Consider the following 13,773-nt stretch of genomic DNA (forward strand, 5'->3'; position numbering starts at 1 on the left):
TCCCCGTCGGTGACCGCGATGCGCGAGCCTGCGCCCGCCAAGCTCAACCTTGCGCTGCATGTCCGCGAGCGGCGCGCCGACGGCTATCACGCGCTCGAAACGCTGTTCGCCTTTGTCGACCAGGGCGATGTCGTTTCGGTCGCGCCAGGCGATGGCCTCTCGCTGGCGCTGACGGGACCGTTTGCATGCGACCTTGGCAGCGGCGACGACAATCTCGTGCTGCGGGCCGCGCGCCTGCTGCAATCGCAGGCTGGTATCGCGAAGGGCGCGGCACTGACGCTCGACAAGCGCCTGCCGGTCGCCTCGGGGATCGGTGGCGGCTCGGCCGATGCCGCCGCTACGCTGCGGCTGCTCGACCGCTTCTGGGGTCTCGATCTGGGCATCGAAGGTCTGATGCCGATCGCGGCCGCGCTGGGCTCGGACGTTCCCGCATGCCTCCTTGGCCGGACCGCGATCGGGACGGGCAGGGGAGAGCATCTGGTGCCGATCGCCAACGACCTCGCCGGGACGCCCGTGCTCATTGCCAATCCGGGCGTCGCGCTGTCGACCGCAGCGGTCTTCGCGCAATGGGACGGCGTCGATCGTGGGGCGCTGGCGGCAGGCGAGGTCAGCGACATTATCGCACATGGCCGCAATGATCTCACCACCCCGGCACAGGAACTAACGCGCGATATCAATCGCTTGCTCGATGCTCTGATCGGCAGCGGCGCATCCTTCGCCAGGATGTCGGGATCGGGCGCGACATGTTTCGCGCTCTACGAAAGCGATGTTTTGCGCGATCGAGCATCCAGAGCGATGTCCCAAGACCATCCACACTATTGGACGATGGCTTGCCGCCTGACCTGAAGCGCGGCAAAGTGCCGACCATGCGCACGATCCTCATCCTTTCGGCAGCGGTCCTGTCGCTTTATGCACTGTCGGCCTGCCAATCGCAGGACGAGGCATTGATCGACGATGCGGAAGGCGCGGCGAACAGCGTTGCCAAGGTCTCGTGCGCGCTCGGCGATGAACAGCAGTTCACCGACAGCTGCACGCTCCAGCGGCTCGTGGGCTCGGACCGCACGACGATCGTGCTGGGCCGCGGCGATGTCGGCTTTCGCCGCTTCGTCATGACCGCCGACGGACGCGGACTGATCACCGCCGACGGCGCCGAACCGGCGCGGGTGTCGATCGTCGGCGATGCCGAGGTCGAAGTCGCGGTCGGCGGCGATCGCTATCGCCTGCCCGCAACAATCCAGGGCGCCGCCCCCGTTCCCGCCAAGACCGAGGCCCCATGATCGGCCCGCCAACCGGCGCAATCCTGACCGCCGCGCAGACGCGCGACGCCGAAGCCGCGGCGATCGAGGCTGGCGCAACGATCGCAAGCCTGATGGAGCGTGCCGGCGCCGCGGTTGCCGAAACCGCCCTGCGGATGGCGGCCGGACGCCCGGTCCTCATCCTCGTCGGGCCGGGCAACAATGGCGGCGACGGCTATGTTGCCGCGCGCCTGCTCGCCGAACAGGGCGTAGCGGTCCGCATCGCGGCGCTCGGTGAACCCAAGAGCGACGGTGCCATCGCCGCGGCGCGGCGGTGGTCGGGGGATGTCGAAACGCTGTCGCCCGAGACCAGGCCTGCCGCGCTGATCGTCGACGGCCTGTTCGGTACCGGGCTGGCGCGCCCGCTCGATGACGCGCTGACGGCTATCGTCACCCGCCTCGTCGGTGCCGCGCAGCACAGCCTCGCGATCGACCTTCCGAGCGGACTTGCAAGTGACGACGGACGCTGCCTTGGTGACGTTGCTCGGTTCGACGTGACGCTTGCGCTCGGCGCGATCAAGCCCGCCCATCTGCTGTTGCCCGGCGCGGCGCACTGCGGACGTGTCCTGCTCGCCGATATCGGCCTGTCGGCTGCGGGCGATGTCTCGGTCCTTGAGCGGCCTCAGCTCGTCGCGCCCGCGCCCGATGCGCATAAATATTCGCGCGGCATGGTCGCGGTGGTCGGCGGCGCGATGGCGGGCGCAGCTTTGCTCGCGGCCGAGGCGGCGATGCATGGCGGGGCGGGCTATGTCGCGCTGCTCGGCGGCAAGAGCCCGGGCGGACCGCATGCCCTCGTCCGACGACGCTGCGACGCCGAGACCCTGTCGGACGAGCGGATCGGAGCCGTCGTGATTGGCTGCGGCCTCGGTCGTGACGAGACGGCGCGCGAACGTCTCTCGCTCGCTCTCGCCGCCGACCAGCCGATCGTCATCGACGGCGATGCACTAACGCTGATCGCTGAAAACGGTATGGTGCAGGTGGCAGAGATGTCCTCACCGCGCATCCTCACGCCGCATGCGGGCGAATTCGACCGGCTGTTCGGCACATCGGACGCCAGCAAGATCGAGCGGACGGTTACGGCAGCTAGGCAGAGCGGCGCGGTCGTGGTGCACAAGGGCGCCGACACGGTGATCGCAGCGCCCGATGGCCGGGTCCGCGTCGCACGCCCCGGATCACCGTGGCTTTCGACTGCAGGCACCGGCGATGTCCTCGCCGGCGTCATCGGCGCGCGGCTCGCTGCATCGGACGATACCTTCGCTGCTGCGTGCGAAGGAGTCTGGCTCCACGGTGAGGCAGCATCGCTATCTGGGCCCGCTTTTATCGCCGACGCGCTTGCGCCGCGGCTCGGGGCTGCTATCGCCCGCTGCCTGTGACCGATTTCCCCACATCCGATGGCACCATCATCCGCATTGCCGCACGCGGCGACGGCGTCACCGCCGACGGACGCTATGCCGCGCTCGCCGCACCGGGCGATCTGTTGCGCGCCGACGGAACAATCGCGCCGGGTCCGCACCATGTCGATCCGCCCTGCCGCCATTTTCCCGAATGCGGCGGCTGCCAGCTTCAGCATTTGTCCGACGACGCCTATGCCGACTACGTCCGCGACCGCGTCATCGGCGCGCTCGAAGCGCAAGGCATCGCTGCCGAGCATGTTGCGCCTGCGCATATCTCGCCGCCGCGAACCCGCCGCCGTGCGACGCTGACCGCGCTGCGATCGGGCAACGGCGTCACGATCGGCTTTCACGCGGCACGCAGCCGCCAGGTCGTCGACATGAAGCAATGCGAGGTGCTCCATCCGGCACTCTTCGCGCTTGTGGCGCCGCTGCGCCGACTGCTCGCCTCGTGCCTGCCCAAGCGCGCAGTCGGGCAGGTGTCGATGACGCTCGCCGACCAGGGCGTCGACATGCTGATCGAGGGGATCAAGCTCGACGGGCTCGCGGCGATCGAGGCAATCGGGGCCTTTGCCGCCGAGCATGCGCTCGCGCGACTGATGATCAACCAGGGTGACGGGCCCGAAACGCACTGGGCGCCCGATCCCGCGACGATCAGCTTCGGTGGGGTTGCAGTCTCGCTTCCGCCCAATGCCTTCCTCCAGGCAACCGCCGATGGCGAACAGGCGCTGCTAGCCGCTGTCACCGCTGCCGTCGGCGATGCCGCGACGGTCGCCGACCTGTTCGCTGGGCTCGGCACCTTTACCCTCCCACTGGCGTTGCGCGCCAAGGTCTATGCCGGCGAGGCGGGCCGGGATGCAGTGATGGCGCTCAAGGGTGCAGCCAATGCGACGCAGCGCCAGGTTTTCGTCGAACATCGCGATCTCTATCGCCGTCCGCTAACGACCGCCGAACTCTCGCGCTTCGGCGCGGTCGTGCTCGATCCGCCGCGTGCGGGCGCGCAGGACCAGGTCGCCGAGATCGCCGCCGCAACGACGCCGCGCATCGCCTATGTCAGTTGCAACCCGTCGAGCTTTGCGCGCGATGCCGCGGTGCTCGTCGCGGGCGGCTATCGGCTGACGACGATCCAGCCGGTCGGCCAGTTCCGCTGGTCGACGCACATCGAACTTGCGGCGCGTTTCGAACGCTAGAAAACCGCGAGTGCCGCCGCGATGGTGAGTGCAATCAGGACCAGGCTCGACAGCGCGAAGATCGCGAAGCGGATCGCGATGCGATTGACCGTTACCTGCACGAGGCTGTGAACGACGCGCAACGCGACGTAGCTCCAGGCCAAAGCGACCGCCAACGGGCTGGCAGCGCCGACCAGCGCGAGCGTGATCGCGATCGCGTAGAACAGCGTCGGCTGTTCCATCAGATGGTTGTAATTATGCGCTTTCCACTGGATTTGCGGCGGCAGGACCTGGTCGAGATCGCTGCCCTTGCCGCCGACCAGATTCTTGACGTCGATCTTGGCCCGCTGCATCGCGGGAATGCGCGTCACGTACATCCACAACCAGATAATCATCGACCACATGACCAGTGCGACGACCGGCCCCAACATTGCCTGCATAACCATAGTTTTCCCCTCCTGATGTCAGGGGGAGAGCGTGGGTCAGGCGTTATCGCTTGTCAATCGCCGCCAATCGGCTTCAGCCCGCAGGGAACAACGCGGTGACGGTGGCGCCCTGTGCTGGGCGCTGGTCGCCAAGATAGAGGCTCGCCATCGGCTCGTCCGAGACGGTGTAGCCGACATCGCTGCCGAAGCCGTTGAACTTGGTCCGCATCGCGCAGCCATAGGCCCCGAGCATGCCGATCTCGATATAATCGCCCGCCTTGACGTCGGCGGGGAGATAGAACGGCCCCGCCATGTGGTCGAGATCGTCGCAGGTCGGCCCGTAGAAGCTGAACGCCTGTTCCTCGCCTTCGGCCTCGCGGAGCAATTCGACGGGAAAACGCCAGCCGACATGCGCCGCATCGAACAGCGCGCCATAGGCGCCGTCGTTGATATAAAGCTCGTCGCCGCGGCGCTTTTCGACGCGCACGATCAGCGAGCTGTACTCGGCGCACAAGGCGCGACCCGGCTCACACCACAGTTCGGCCGAATAGCTGATCGGCAGGTCCTCATAGGTGCGGTCGATCGCGGCGAAATAATCGGCCAGCGGAGGAGGTTCCATGCCCGGATAGGTCGAGGGGAAACCGCCGCCGACATCGATGATGTCGACCGTGACCGATGCCTCGACGATCGCCGCACGGACGCGCTCTAGTGCCTGGACGTACGCGTGCGGGCTCATCGCCTGGCTGCCAACGTGGAAGCAGATGCCGAGCGCATCGGCCGCCTGGCGCGTCGCCATCAGCAGTTCCTTGACCTCGTCGGCTTCGGCCCCGAACTTCGCCGCGAGAGACAGCTGCGCAAGATCGGACGAAACGCGCAGGCGCACGCACAGATTGAGGTCTTGGGCCCCGCCCGTCGCACGGACGATCTTGTCGAGCTCGTCGAGCGTATCGAGCGAAAAGGTTCGCACGCCGTATTTGAAATAGGCTTCGTGGACGGCTTCCTCGGCCTTGACCGGGTGCATGAAGCACAAGGTCGCCTCGGGCAGCGTACGCGCGACGAGCCGGACCTCGGCAATCGAGGCGACGTCGTAATGCGTGATGCCGCTATCCCACAGGATCGCCAGCAGGTCGGGCGACGGGTTCGCCTTGACCGCGTAAAGCGACTTGCCGGGAAAATTCTCGACAAAATAGCGGGCCGCACGCCGGGCGGCGTGAGGACGGACGAGCGTGACCGGCTCGACCGGGCGAAGGTCGGAAACTAGACCTTTGGCGCTGTGATGGCTGTGCAATTCAAGAGACCCCCAGAAACTAGGTAAAACGACAAGGCTGCCTTGCGGTTATTGGGAGTCCCCATGGGGCAGCGGACCGCGCATATATGGGTGGGGGGACCGAGTGTAAAGGCCAGTCTCCCCCTTTTTTGCCCAAAGATCGATCAGCGGAGGTCAGGACAGGCGCGATTTGAAGTCGTCATAGCCGAAACTGCGGATTTGCGTGAGTTCGTCGGTTTCGCTGTCCCATAGCCAGATGTCGGGCAAAGGCACGCCGTTGAAGGTGTTGGTCTTGACCATCGAATAATGCGCCTGGTCGAGGAAAGCGAAGCGCCGCCCGATCTCGGGCACGCCGCCGAAGCGGTAATCGCCGATGACGTCGCCCGCGAGACACGACGGCCCCCCGATCCGCGTCGCGACGCCGCCATCCTCCTCGCCGAGCATCGCCGGGCGATAGGGTGCTTCGATGACGTCGGGCATGTGGCACGTCGCGCTGATGTCGGCGATCGCCACGGGGCCGTCATTGTCGTGCACGTCAAGGATTTCGCCGACCAGTATACCTGCGTCGAGCGCGACCGCCTCGCCGGGCTCGATATAGATCTGGCAGCCCGTTTCCTCGGCCATTTCGGCGAGGAATTCGACCAAGGCCTCGCGATCGTAATCGGCGCGCGTGATGTGGTGGCCGCCGCCGACGTTGATCCAGTCGAGATGATCGAAATAAGGTTCAAGCTCGCCCTTCACATGCTCCCAGGTTTCCATCAGCGGGTCGAAGCACTGTTCGCACAGATTGTGGAAATGGATGCCACGAACCATCTCGACATGCTCGTCGGTCAGCTGCGAGATCGGAAAGCCGAGCCGCGATCCCGGCGCGCTGGGATCGTAGCGTGGCACCTCGCCGAGCGGGATTTCGGGGTTGATCCTGAGGCCCAGATCGAAATCCTCGCCGCCCGACTTCATCCGCTCGATGATCGGTGAGAGGCGCTCGAGCTGATCGGGCGAGTTGAAAATGACGTGATCGCTGACCGCGCAGATCACCGGCAGGTCCTCGATCTTGTAGGCGGGGCTATAGGTCGCGACCTCGCCATCGTAATATTCGCGCCCCAACAGCGCCTCGTTGAGGCCAGAGGCGCAGACACCGTCGAGATATTGGCCGATCGTGTCGGCGAGCGACCACATCGAAAATGCCTTGAGTGCAGACAGCACCTTGGCCCCCGACCGATCGCCGATATCGCGCAGCACCGCGCAATTGGCGCGGATCTTCGCGGCATCGACGACGAACGACGGCGACGGCACGCGGCTAAGGTCGAATTGGGTGAAGGCGCCCGGATCGCCGGCCTTGGTTTCCATATCCCTGTCGTCCTTGCTTGCCGCGATCAGAACGCCAGCGGTCCGTCCAGTTCCTTCACCTGCCACGGCAGGCCCTGCTCGTTCAGCATGTCCATGAAGGGATCGGGATCGAACTGCTCCATGTTGAACACGCCGTCTCCGGCCCATTTGCCCGTCAGCAGCATCGCCGATCCGATCATCGCGGGAACGCCGGTGGTGTAGCTGACCGCCTGGTTGCCTGTCTCTGCATAGGCATCCTCGTGGTCGCAGACATTCCAGATATAGACCGTTTTGGGCTGGCCGTCCTTCATGCCGGTGGCAATGACGCCGATATTGGTCTTGCCCTTGGTCGTCTCGCCAAGGCTCGACGGTTCGGGCAGCACAGCCTTGAGGAACTGCAAGGGCACGATCTCGCGCCCTTCGTACATCACCGGATCGATCCGCGTCATGCCGACATTCTGGAGCACCTCGAGATGCGTGAGGTACGCGTCGCCGAAGGTCATCCAGAAGCGCGCGCGCTTGAGGCCGGGGATGTGCTTGGCGAGGCTTTCGAGCTCCTCATGATACATCAGGTACATGTTCTTTTCGCCGACCTCGGCGAAATCGAAGCGCTGCTTGGTCGACAGCGCCGGGGTTTCGATCCACTCGCCATTCTCGTAATGGCGGGCGGGTGCGGTCACTTCGCGGATGTTGATCTCGGGATTGAAATTGGTCGCGAAATGCTGGCCGTGATCGCCGCCGTTGCAATCGAGGATGTCGATCGTCTCGATCGAATCGAGATGGTGCTTGGCAAGATAGGTCGAAAACACACTCGTCACGCCGGGATCGAAGCCCGAACCGAGCAAAGCGGTCAGCGCCGCCGCCTTGAAGCGGTCGTGATACGCCCATTGCCAGTGATATTCGAACTTGGCCTGGTCGCGCGGCTCGTAATTGGCGGTGTCGAGATAATCGACGCCGGTCTCGAGACACGCGTCCATGATGTTGAGGTCTTGGTAGGGCAGCGCGAGATTGACGACGAGATCGGGGCCGACCTCGCGGATCAGCGCGACCGTCGCAGGAACGTCGTCGGCGTCGATCTCGGCTGTCGCGATGGTTACGCCGGTGCGCGCCTTGACCGATTCGGCGATCGCGTCGCACTTGAAGCGGCGACGGCTCGCCAGCGTGATCACTTCGAAAATCTCGGCGTTCATCGCCATCTTGTGGACCGCGACCGATCCGACGCCGCCAGCGCCAATCACCAAAACCTTGCCCAAATCTGCCTCCTGTTCAATGCTTCGTTGCCGCCTATAGGGGGACGTGATGACAGAACAAAGCCCAGCCGATCTTGTTTCCCCGCTTCGCGTGCCATCGCGCGCCGGTGTCGAGCGCGCCGCCGCCAAGATCGCGGCGATCCTGCCGCCGACGCCGTTGCTGCCGCTCGCTATCGATGGCGTCACGATCTGGTGCAAGGCCGAGGGTCTGCAACCGATCGGCGCGTTCAAGATTCGCGGCGCCTGGCACCGGCTGACCGACCTGTCCGATGACGAGCGCGCGCGCGGCGTCGTCGCTTTTTCGAGCGGCAACCATGCGCAGGGCGTCGCCTGGGCGGCGCGACGTCTTGGCGTTGCCGCGACGATCGTCATGCCCGCCGACGCCCCGCAGGCGAAAATGCAGGCGACCAAGGATCTCGGCGCGACCGTCGTGACCTATGACCGCCGCAACGAATCGCGTGAAGATATCGCCGCTGCACTGGCGAGCGAAAGCGGCGCAACCGTCGTGCCGAGTTTCGACGATCCGTGGGTTGTCGAAGGGCAGGGGAGCCTCGGCATCGAAGCGGCAGCGCAACTCGCCGCGCAGGCCAATGGCGCGACCTTCGATCATATCGTCGCCTGTTGCGGCGGTGGCGGGCTGGCGAGCGGGACCGCGCTCGGTCTGCCCGGCGCCGCGGTCACGATCGTCGAACCCGATGGCTGGGACGACATGGGCATTTCGTTGCGCGGTGGCACAATCGTTCCCGTTGCGCCCGATGCGCCCGAGACACTGTGCGACGCGCTGCAGACGCCGCGCGTCTCGCCGCTGACCTTCGACATCCTGCGCGCGCGCCACGCACAGGCGGTATCGGTCAGCGATGCCGAAGCGCAGGCGGCGATGCGGCTGGCGTTCGAGCGGCTGCAGCTCGTCCTCGAACCCGGCGGTGCTGTCGCGCTGGCGGCGGTCATGACGGGCAAGGCTTCGAACGGTCGCCACACGCTCGTCACGCTATCGGGCGGCAATGTCGATCGGCTCGTCTTTTGTGCGGCCCTATCCGACCGATAGGTGCAACCCGATCGTCAACTGTGCGTTGAATGCGCATGAAAACATTAGCCTTTGCCTTAGTGCTTCCGCTCGTCGCCACGCTCGCTGCGTGCGACTCATCCCCTTCAGCCAATCAGGCCGACACCGCGCCCGACGCCATGACGTCAAACGATACCGTACCAATGCCCGCCGAGCCTGCGACCAATGATCCGACTATCACACCGACTGCGACGAACGAGGCAGATTCGCCGGCGGCCAATGCGACGCACCGCTTTGCCAGTTGGGCGGGGAAATGGATCGGCGTCGAAGGCATGTACCTCGTCATCTCTCCGACCACCGCCGAACGCTACAGCCTCGAAATGCAGTACGACCTTGATCACAAGGTAACGGTCGAGGGCCACGATTCAGAGCATGGGATAAAATTCACCCGGGACGGCGAAACGCTGTCGCTGTACCGCGCGTCGGGCAACGACACCGGGCTCAAATATCTCGCAGGAAAAACGCAGTGCCTCAAGGTCAAGAACGGCGAGGGTTACTGCCGCGATTGATCGAAGCGGTCAGGCAGCCAGTCGCAGCTCCTCGCGCGTCCAGATTTCGACCAGAGCGCCCACCAGTGCGCGGATCATCGCCTCGTCATGCGTCGGTCCGGGGGTGAAGCGCAGCCGCTCGGTCCCGCGCGGGACGGTCGGGAAATTGATCGGCTGAACGTACATGCCGTATTCGGCCAGCAGGATGTCGCTGATCTTCTTCGTCTTGACCGGATCGCCGACCATCAACGGGACGATGTGCGTCGTCGATGGCATGACCGGCAGGCCCGCCTCGGCGAACAGCGCCTTGAGCATCGCGGCGTTGGCTTGTTGCGCATCGCGTTCGGCGCTCGATGCCTTGAGATGCCGGACCGAAGCGAGGACGCCCGCGACCAGCACCGGCGACAGGCTGGTGGTGAAAATGAAGCCCGGCGCATAGCTTCGGATGACGTCGATGATCATCTTGTCGGTCGTGATATAGCCGCCCATCACACCGAACGCCTTGCCCAGCGTTCCCTCGATGATCGTCACCCGTTCGGCCAGGCCATCGCGTTCGGTGATGCCGCCGCCACGCGGACCGTACATGCCGACCGCATGAACTTCGTCGCAATAGGTCAGCGCGTTGTACTTGTCGGCAAGGTCGCAAATGTCCGCAATCGGGGCGATATCGCCATCCATCGAATAGACGCTCTCGAATGCGACCAGCTTGGGCGCTTCGGGGTCGTCGGCGGCGAGCAGCTCTTCGAGATGCGCCATGTCGTTGTGGCGATAGACGCGCTTTTCGCAGCCGGCATTGCGGATGCCCGCGATCATCGATGCGTGGTTGAGCTCGTCCGAATAGACGATGCAGCCGGGCAGGATCTTGGCCAGCGTCGACAGCGTCGCATCGTTCGATACATAGCCCGAGGTGAACAGCAGTGCGCCCTGCTTGCCATGGAGATCGGCAAGCTCGGCCTCGAGATCGACATGATAATGCGTGTTGCCGCCGATATTGCGCGTGCCGCCCGATCCCGCGCCGACGTCGTGCAGCGCCTCTTCCATCGCGGCGGTGACCTTGGGATGCTGACCCATCGAGAGATAGTCGTTCGAGCACCAGACGGTAATCGGCTTGGGCCCGTTATGCCCGCCGAAACAGCGTGCATTGGGATAGGCACCCTTGTTGCGCAGGATGTCGATAAAGACGCGATAGCGTCCTTCGGCATGGAGCCGGTCGATCGCCTTGGTGAAAACATCCGCGTAATTCATGGGTCCGCCTATGCGACTCTATGGTCCGGTGCTGGCTGCGCCATAAGGCGCAAGGGCGTCAATTTCCAGTGATAACGGTTCGCAACTGGCGCGGTGATCGCGGTCACAACAATTGCGGGGCGCCCAGGCCGTAGGTTGCGAGCGCGGCACTATAGTGCCGCTGGGCATTGTCGAGCCGGGTGAACACCACGCGCCCTTCGCTGGCTGCGGCAGGCCAGACCTGGTCGCGCGTCAGATAGGCGACGCGCCGCGCGATTCCCTCGCCGCCGTCGATGAAGTGCATGTCGCGTCCAACCGCGGCGCGAAGTTCGTCGATTACGAGCGGGAAATGCGTGCACGACAGCACCACCACATCCATGACGTCACCGCCCGGTTGCTCGGTCAGTCCGGCCATGGCGTCGGCAAAGATTGCAGCGTCGGGGGTCTCGCCGCGCAATTTTGCCTCGGCGGCCAGGACAAGGTCAGCGCTGCCATGGCGCAGGATCGTCGCATCGGCGGCGAAATCGCGCGCCAGCCGCTCGACATAGGGCTGACGCACCGTCGCCTCGGTGCCGAGCACGCCGATGACGCGGCTTTGCGACAGCGCGGCGGCGGGCTTGATCGCGGGAACCGTGCCGACGACGGGAATATCGAGCGCAGCGCGGACATGGTCGAGCGCGATCGTCGAGGCGGTGTTGCACGCAATCACCGCAATTCGCGGACGGAAGCGCTCGACCAGCCGCCCGAGCAGCGCCGGGACGCGTGCCGCGATCTCCGCTTCGCTCTTGGTGCCATAGGGCATCGCGGCATAATCGGCGGCATAGACGATCGGCGCGAGCGGCAGCAGGGCGCGGATCGGACCGAGCACCGACAGGCCGCCAATGCCCGAATCGAAAATCAGGATCGGCGCGTCTGGGGAGTGGATTGAAGCGGTCATGTCGCGAGCGTGGTAGCGGGACGAGGCGCTTGGTCAAAGCGCGATTTGCCGCAGCGCATTGAGCGGGTGTAGGAATACGGCTGGCGCAATGACCGGCAACGGGCGACTCGGGGAAACTACAAACGATGGCGACGACCAACCTGCTCTGGGAAACCCCCGCGGCGATGTTGCTGATGGGCTATCTGCTCGGCTCGCTGCCCTTTGGCGTGATCCTCACGCGGCTGAGCGGCGCGGGCGACCTGCGCACGATCGGGTCGGGCAATATCGGCGCGACCAACGTGCTGCGCACCGGGCGCAAGGGCCTAGCCGCACTGACGTTGCTGTTCGACCTGCTCAAGGGCGCCGCGGCGGTATGGATCGCGCACGCGGTCTCGCCCAATGATGTGCTGCTGGCGGCAGTCGGGGCTTTTGTCGGGCATCTTTATCCGATCTGGCTGAGGTTTCGCGGTGGCAAGGGGGTCGCGACGCTGGCGGGCATCTGGCTGGCGCTCGCCTGGCCGGTCGGGCTCGTCTACGCCGTAACCTGGCTCGTCATTCTCGCGATCACGCGGCTTAGTTCGCTCGCCGGGATGCTCGCGGCGATTGCCGGGCCGTTTGCGGCGGTGATCGTTGATCGCTGGGAGCTCGTCCCGGTCGGCCTCGCCTTCGCGCTGATGGTGCTGTGGAAACACCGCAGCAACATCGGCCGCCTGCTGCGCGGTGAAGAGCCGAAGGTCGGCGGTAGCAGGGCCAGCGCCGCCTGATGGCCGACGGCGCGACCCGCAACGACGAAGCGGTCGATCGCCTCAGGCTCATCCGATCGGCCAATATCGGGCCGGTGACCTATCGCCAGCTGCTCGCGCGCTTCGGCAGCGCCCGCGCCGCGCTTGACGCACTGCCCGATCTGGCCGCTCGCGGCGGGGGCAGGGCGCCGCGGCTCGCGAGGCTAGCCGATATCGAGCGTGAAATGGCGCAGGTTCGCGCCGCTGGGGCACGCTACCTGTTCCTCGGCGAGCGCAATTATCCCGCCGCACTCGCGCAGATCGACAACGCCCCGCCGGCCTTGACGCTGCGCGGCGACACAGGCTTGCTGGCCCGTCCGATGATCGCGATGGTCGGCGCGCGCAATGCATCGGCGGCGGCGTGTCGCTTCGCGCGCGAGCTTGCCGGAGCGCTCGCCGCAACTGGCACGGTCGTCGTCAGCGGGCTGGCGCGCGGGATCGACACCGCCGCGCATGTCGGGGCGATCGGCGGCAGCGACGGGACGGGCGGCACGATCGGGGTCATCGCGAGCGGTATCGATATCGCCTATCCGCCCGACAACGCCGACCTGCAGGAACGTATCGCCAACGAACAGCTGTTGCTCGCCGAACAGCCACCACGCACCGAGCCGCTCGCGCGCCACTTCCCGTTTCGCAACCGGATCATTGCCGGCCTCGCCGCGGGCACCGTCGTCATCGAGGCGGCGCCGCGTTCGGGATCGCTGATCACCGCGCGGCTGGCGGGCGAATTCGGCCGCGAGGTGATGGCGGTACCCGGATCGCCGCTCGATCCGCGCGCGCAGGGGTGCAACGCGCTGATCCGCGACGGTGCAACGCTGGTCCAGTCGGCCGATGACGTCATGGAGAGTATCGGCCCGATCGACCCGCGCGCCGCCCGCTCGCCGAGCGACGCCTATGGCGAGGAGCCCGTGTCGCCCGATGCGTCCGATGCCGACCGCGGCGCGATCACCGGCTTGCTCAGTCCCACCCCCGTCGCAGTCGACGAACTGATCCGCCAGTCGGGCCGCGCGCCTGCCACTGTCCAGACCGTCCTGCTCGAACTCGAACTCGCCGGGCGGCTCGAACGCCATGCCGGCGGACGGGTCAGCCTGTCGGCCTAGGCGTGCATTGCGCCTATTGACGCGCGCCCATTTGCGACACCATCCTCGCGCGTATACGTGAGGCCGCAGTCTGCGGA

At 65.7% G+C, this 13,773-nt stretch carries 14 protein-coding genes; 8 read left to right on the forward strand and 6 right to left on the reverse strand.

The genetic code is table 11. The annotated features are described in order from the left end of the window. Positions 1-18: 18 nt before the first annotated feature. The 4 genes from FSZ31_RS09325 to FSZ31_RS09340 are packed head-to-tail and all read left to right on the forward strand — an operon-like array spanning position 19 to position 3,876. A complete protein-coding gene (locus FSZ31_RS09325) occupies positions 19-846 on the forward strand; it encodes a 4-(cytidine 5'-diphospho)-2-C-methyl-D-erythritol kinase (RefSeq protein ID WP_147123281.1) in 828 nt (275 codons plus the stop codon). A 20-nt stretch (positions 847-866) separates the two neighbouring features. Then, a complete protein-coding gene (locus tag FSZ31_RS09330) occupies positions 867-1,277 on the forward strand; it encodes a hypothetical protein (RefSeq protein WP_147123071.1) in 411 nt (136 codons plus the stop codon). Further along, positions 1,274-2,668 (forward strand): NAD(P)H-hydrate dehydratase, encoded by a 1,395-nt coding sequence (locus FSZ31_RS09335; RefSeq protein WP_147123072.1) that lies wholly within the window; start codon positions 1,274-1,276, stop codon positions 2,666-2,668. Before FSZ31_RS09330 ends, FSZ31_RS09335 begins: the two co-directional genes overlap by 4 nt. Beyond that, complete coding sequence (locus tag FSZ31_RS09340) at positions 2,665-3,876, forward strand: class I SAM-dependent RNA methyltransferase (RefSeq protein WP_201739153.1); 1,212 nt, start codon at positions 2,665-2,667, stop codon at positions 3,874-3,876. Before FSZ31_RS09335 ends, FSZ31_RS09340 begins: the two co-directional genes overlap by 4 nt. Here FSZ31_RS09340 and FSZ31_RS09345 read toward each other — a convergent pair. From FSZ31_RS09345 to FSZ31_RS09360, 4 genes are all read right to left on the reverse strand, one after another. After that, positions 3,873-4,301: an MAPEG family protein gene (locus FSZ31_RS09345; RefSeq protein ID WP_147123073.1), complete on the reverse strand. Its 429-nt coding sequence runs from the start codon at positions 4,299-4,301 to the stop codon at positions 3,873-3,875. The genes FSZ31_RS09340 and FSZ31_RS09345 overlap by 4 nt on opposite strands. Before the next feature lie 73 nt (positions 4,302-4,374). After that, positions 4,375-5,568, reverse strand: coding sequence for a type III PLP-dependent enzyme (locus tag FSZ31_RS09350; protein WP_147123074.1), 1,194 nt, complete (start codon positions 5,566-5,568; stop codon positions 4,375-4,377). A gap of 153 nt (positions 5,569-5,721) precedes the next feature. After that, positions 5,722-6,894, reverse strand: a complete 1,173-nt coding sequence (locus tag FSZ31_RS09355) for a carboxynorspermidine decarboxylase (protein WP_147123075.1) — start codon at positions 6,892-6,894, stop codon at positions 5,722-5,724. Between the two features lie 26 nt (positions 6,895-6,920). Continuing rightward, on the reverse strand, positions 6,921-8,126 hold the full coding sequence (locus FSZ31_RS09360) for a saccharopine dehydrogenase family protein (RefSeq protein ID WP_147123076.1): 1,206 nt from the start codon (positions 8,124-8,126) through the stop codon (positions 6,921-6,923). A gap of 46 nt (positions 8,127-8,172) precedes the next feature. On the opposite strand from FSZ31_RS09360, the gene FSZ31_RS09365 reads away from it, so the two are divergent. After that, positions 8,173-9,168, forward strand: coding sequence for a threonine ammonia-lyase (locus tag FSZ31_RS09365; RefSeq protein WP_147123077.1), 996 nt, complete (start codon positions 8,173-8,175; stop codon positions 9,166-9,168). A 29-nt stretch (positions 9,169-9,197) separates the two neighbouring features. Continuing rightward, on the forward strand, positions 9,198-9,695 hold the full coding sequence (locus tag FSZ31_RS12900; RefSeq protein ID WP_201739154.1) for a hypothetical protein: 498 nt from the start codon (positions 9,198-9,200) through the stop codon (positions 9,693-9,695). 9 nt (positions 9,696-9,704) lie between these two features. Here the strand turns inward: FSZ31_RS12900 and hemA are convergent, their stop codons facing one another. Further along, complete coding sequence (gene hemA, locus FSZ31_RS09375) at positions 9,705-10,919, reverse strand: 5-aminolevulinate synthase (protein ID WP_147123078.1); 1,215 nt, start codon at positions 10,917-10,919, stop codon at positions 9,705-9,707. Positions 10,920-11,022: 103 nt separating this feature from the next. Then, positions 11,023-11,835 (reverse strand): glutamate racemase, encoded by an 813-nt coding sequence (murI, locus tag FSZ31_RS09380; protein ID WP_147123079.1) that lies wholly within the window; start codon positions 11,833-11,835, stop codon positions 11,023-11,025. Between the two features lie 125 nt (positions 11,836-11,960). On the opposite strand from murI, the gene plsY reads away from it, so the two are divergent. Both plsY and dprA read left to right on the forward strand, forming a co-directional pair. Continuing rightward, positions 11,961-12,578, forward strand: a complete 618-nt coding sequence (gene plsY, locus FSZ31_RS09385; protein ID WP_147123080.1) for a glycerol-3-phosphate 1-O-acyltransferase PlsY — start codon at positions 11,961-11,963, stop codon at positions 12,576-12,578. Beyond that, positions 12,578-13,696 (forward strand): DNA-processing protein DprA, encoded by a 1,119-nt coding sequence (gene dprA / locus FSZ31_RS09390; RefSeq protein ID WP_147123081.1) that lies wholly within the window; start codon positions 12,578-12,580, stop codon positions 13,694-13,696. The genes plsY and dprA overlap by 1 nt, the downstream gene beginning before the upstream one ends. Positions 13,697-13,773 lie beyond the last annotated feature (77 nt).

Origin of the sequence: Flavisphingopyxis soli (assembly GCF_007995095.1) — a bacterium.
Taxonomy (GTDB): domain Bacteria; phylum Pseudomonadota; class Alphaproteobacteria; order Sphingomonadales; family Sphingomonadaceae; genus Flavisphingopyxis; species Flavisphingopyxis soli.

What these genes read in the sequence shown, in the direction of transcription:
- dprA (WP_147123081.1), top strand. Translation starts at nt 12,578, where the DNA reads ATGGCCGACGGCGCGACCCGCAACGACGAAGCGGTCGATCGCCTCAGG.
- FSZ31_RS09365 (WP_147123077.1), top strand. Translation starts at nt 8,173, where the DNA reads ATGACAGAACAAAGCCCAGCCGATCTTGTTTCCCCGCTTCGCGTGCCA.
- hemA (WP_147123078.1), bottom strand. Translation starts at nt 10,919, where the DNA reads ATGAATTACGCGGATGTTTTCACCAAGGCGATCGACCGGCTCCATGCC.
- murI (WP_147123079.1), bottom strand. Translation starts at nt 11,835, where the DNA reads ATGACCGCTTCAATCCACTCCCCAGACGCGCCGATCCTGATTTTCGAT.
- FSZ31_RS09335 (WP_147123072.1), top strand. Translation starts at nt 1,274, where the DNA reads ATGATCGGCCCGCCAACCGGCGCAATCCTGACCGCCGCGCAGACGCGC.
- FSZ31_RS09325 (WP_147123281.1), top strand. Translation starts at nt 19, where the DNA reads ATGCGCGAGCCTGCGCCCGCCAAGCTCAACCTTGCGCTGCATGTCCGC.
- FSZ31_RS09345 (WP_147123073.1), bottom strand. Translation starts at nt 4,301, where the DNA reads ATGGTTATGCAGGCAATGTTGGGGCCGGTCGTCGCACTGGTCATGTGG.
- FSZ31_RS09355 (WP_147123075.1), bottom strand. Translation starts at nt 6,894, where the DNA reads ATGGAAACCAAGGCCGGCGATCCGGGCGCCTTCACCCAATTCGACCTT.
- plsY (WP_147123080.1), top strand. Translation starts at nt 11,961, where the DNA reads ATGGCGACGACCAACCTGCTCTGGGAAACCCCCGCGGCGATGTTGCTG.
- FSZ31_RS09330 (WP_147123071.1), top strand. Translation starts at nt 867, where the DNA reads ATGCGCACGATCCTCATCCTTTCGGCAGCGGTCCTGTCGCTTTATGCA.
- FSZ31_RS12900 (WP_201739154.1), top strand. Translation starts at nt 9,198, where the DNA reads ATGCGCATGAAAACATTAGCCTTTGCCTTAGTGCTTCCGCTCGTCGCC.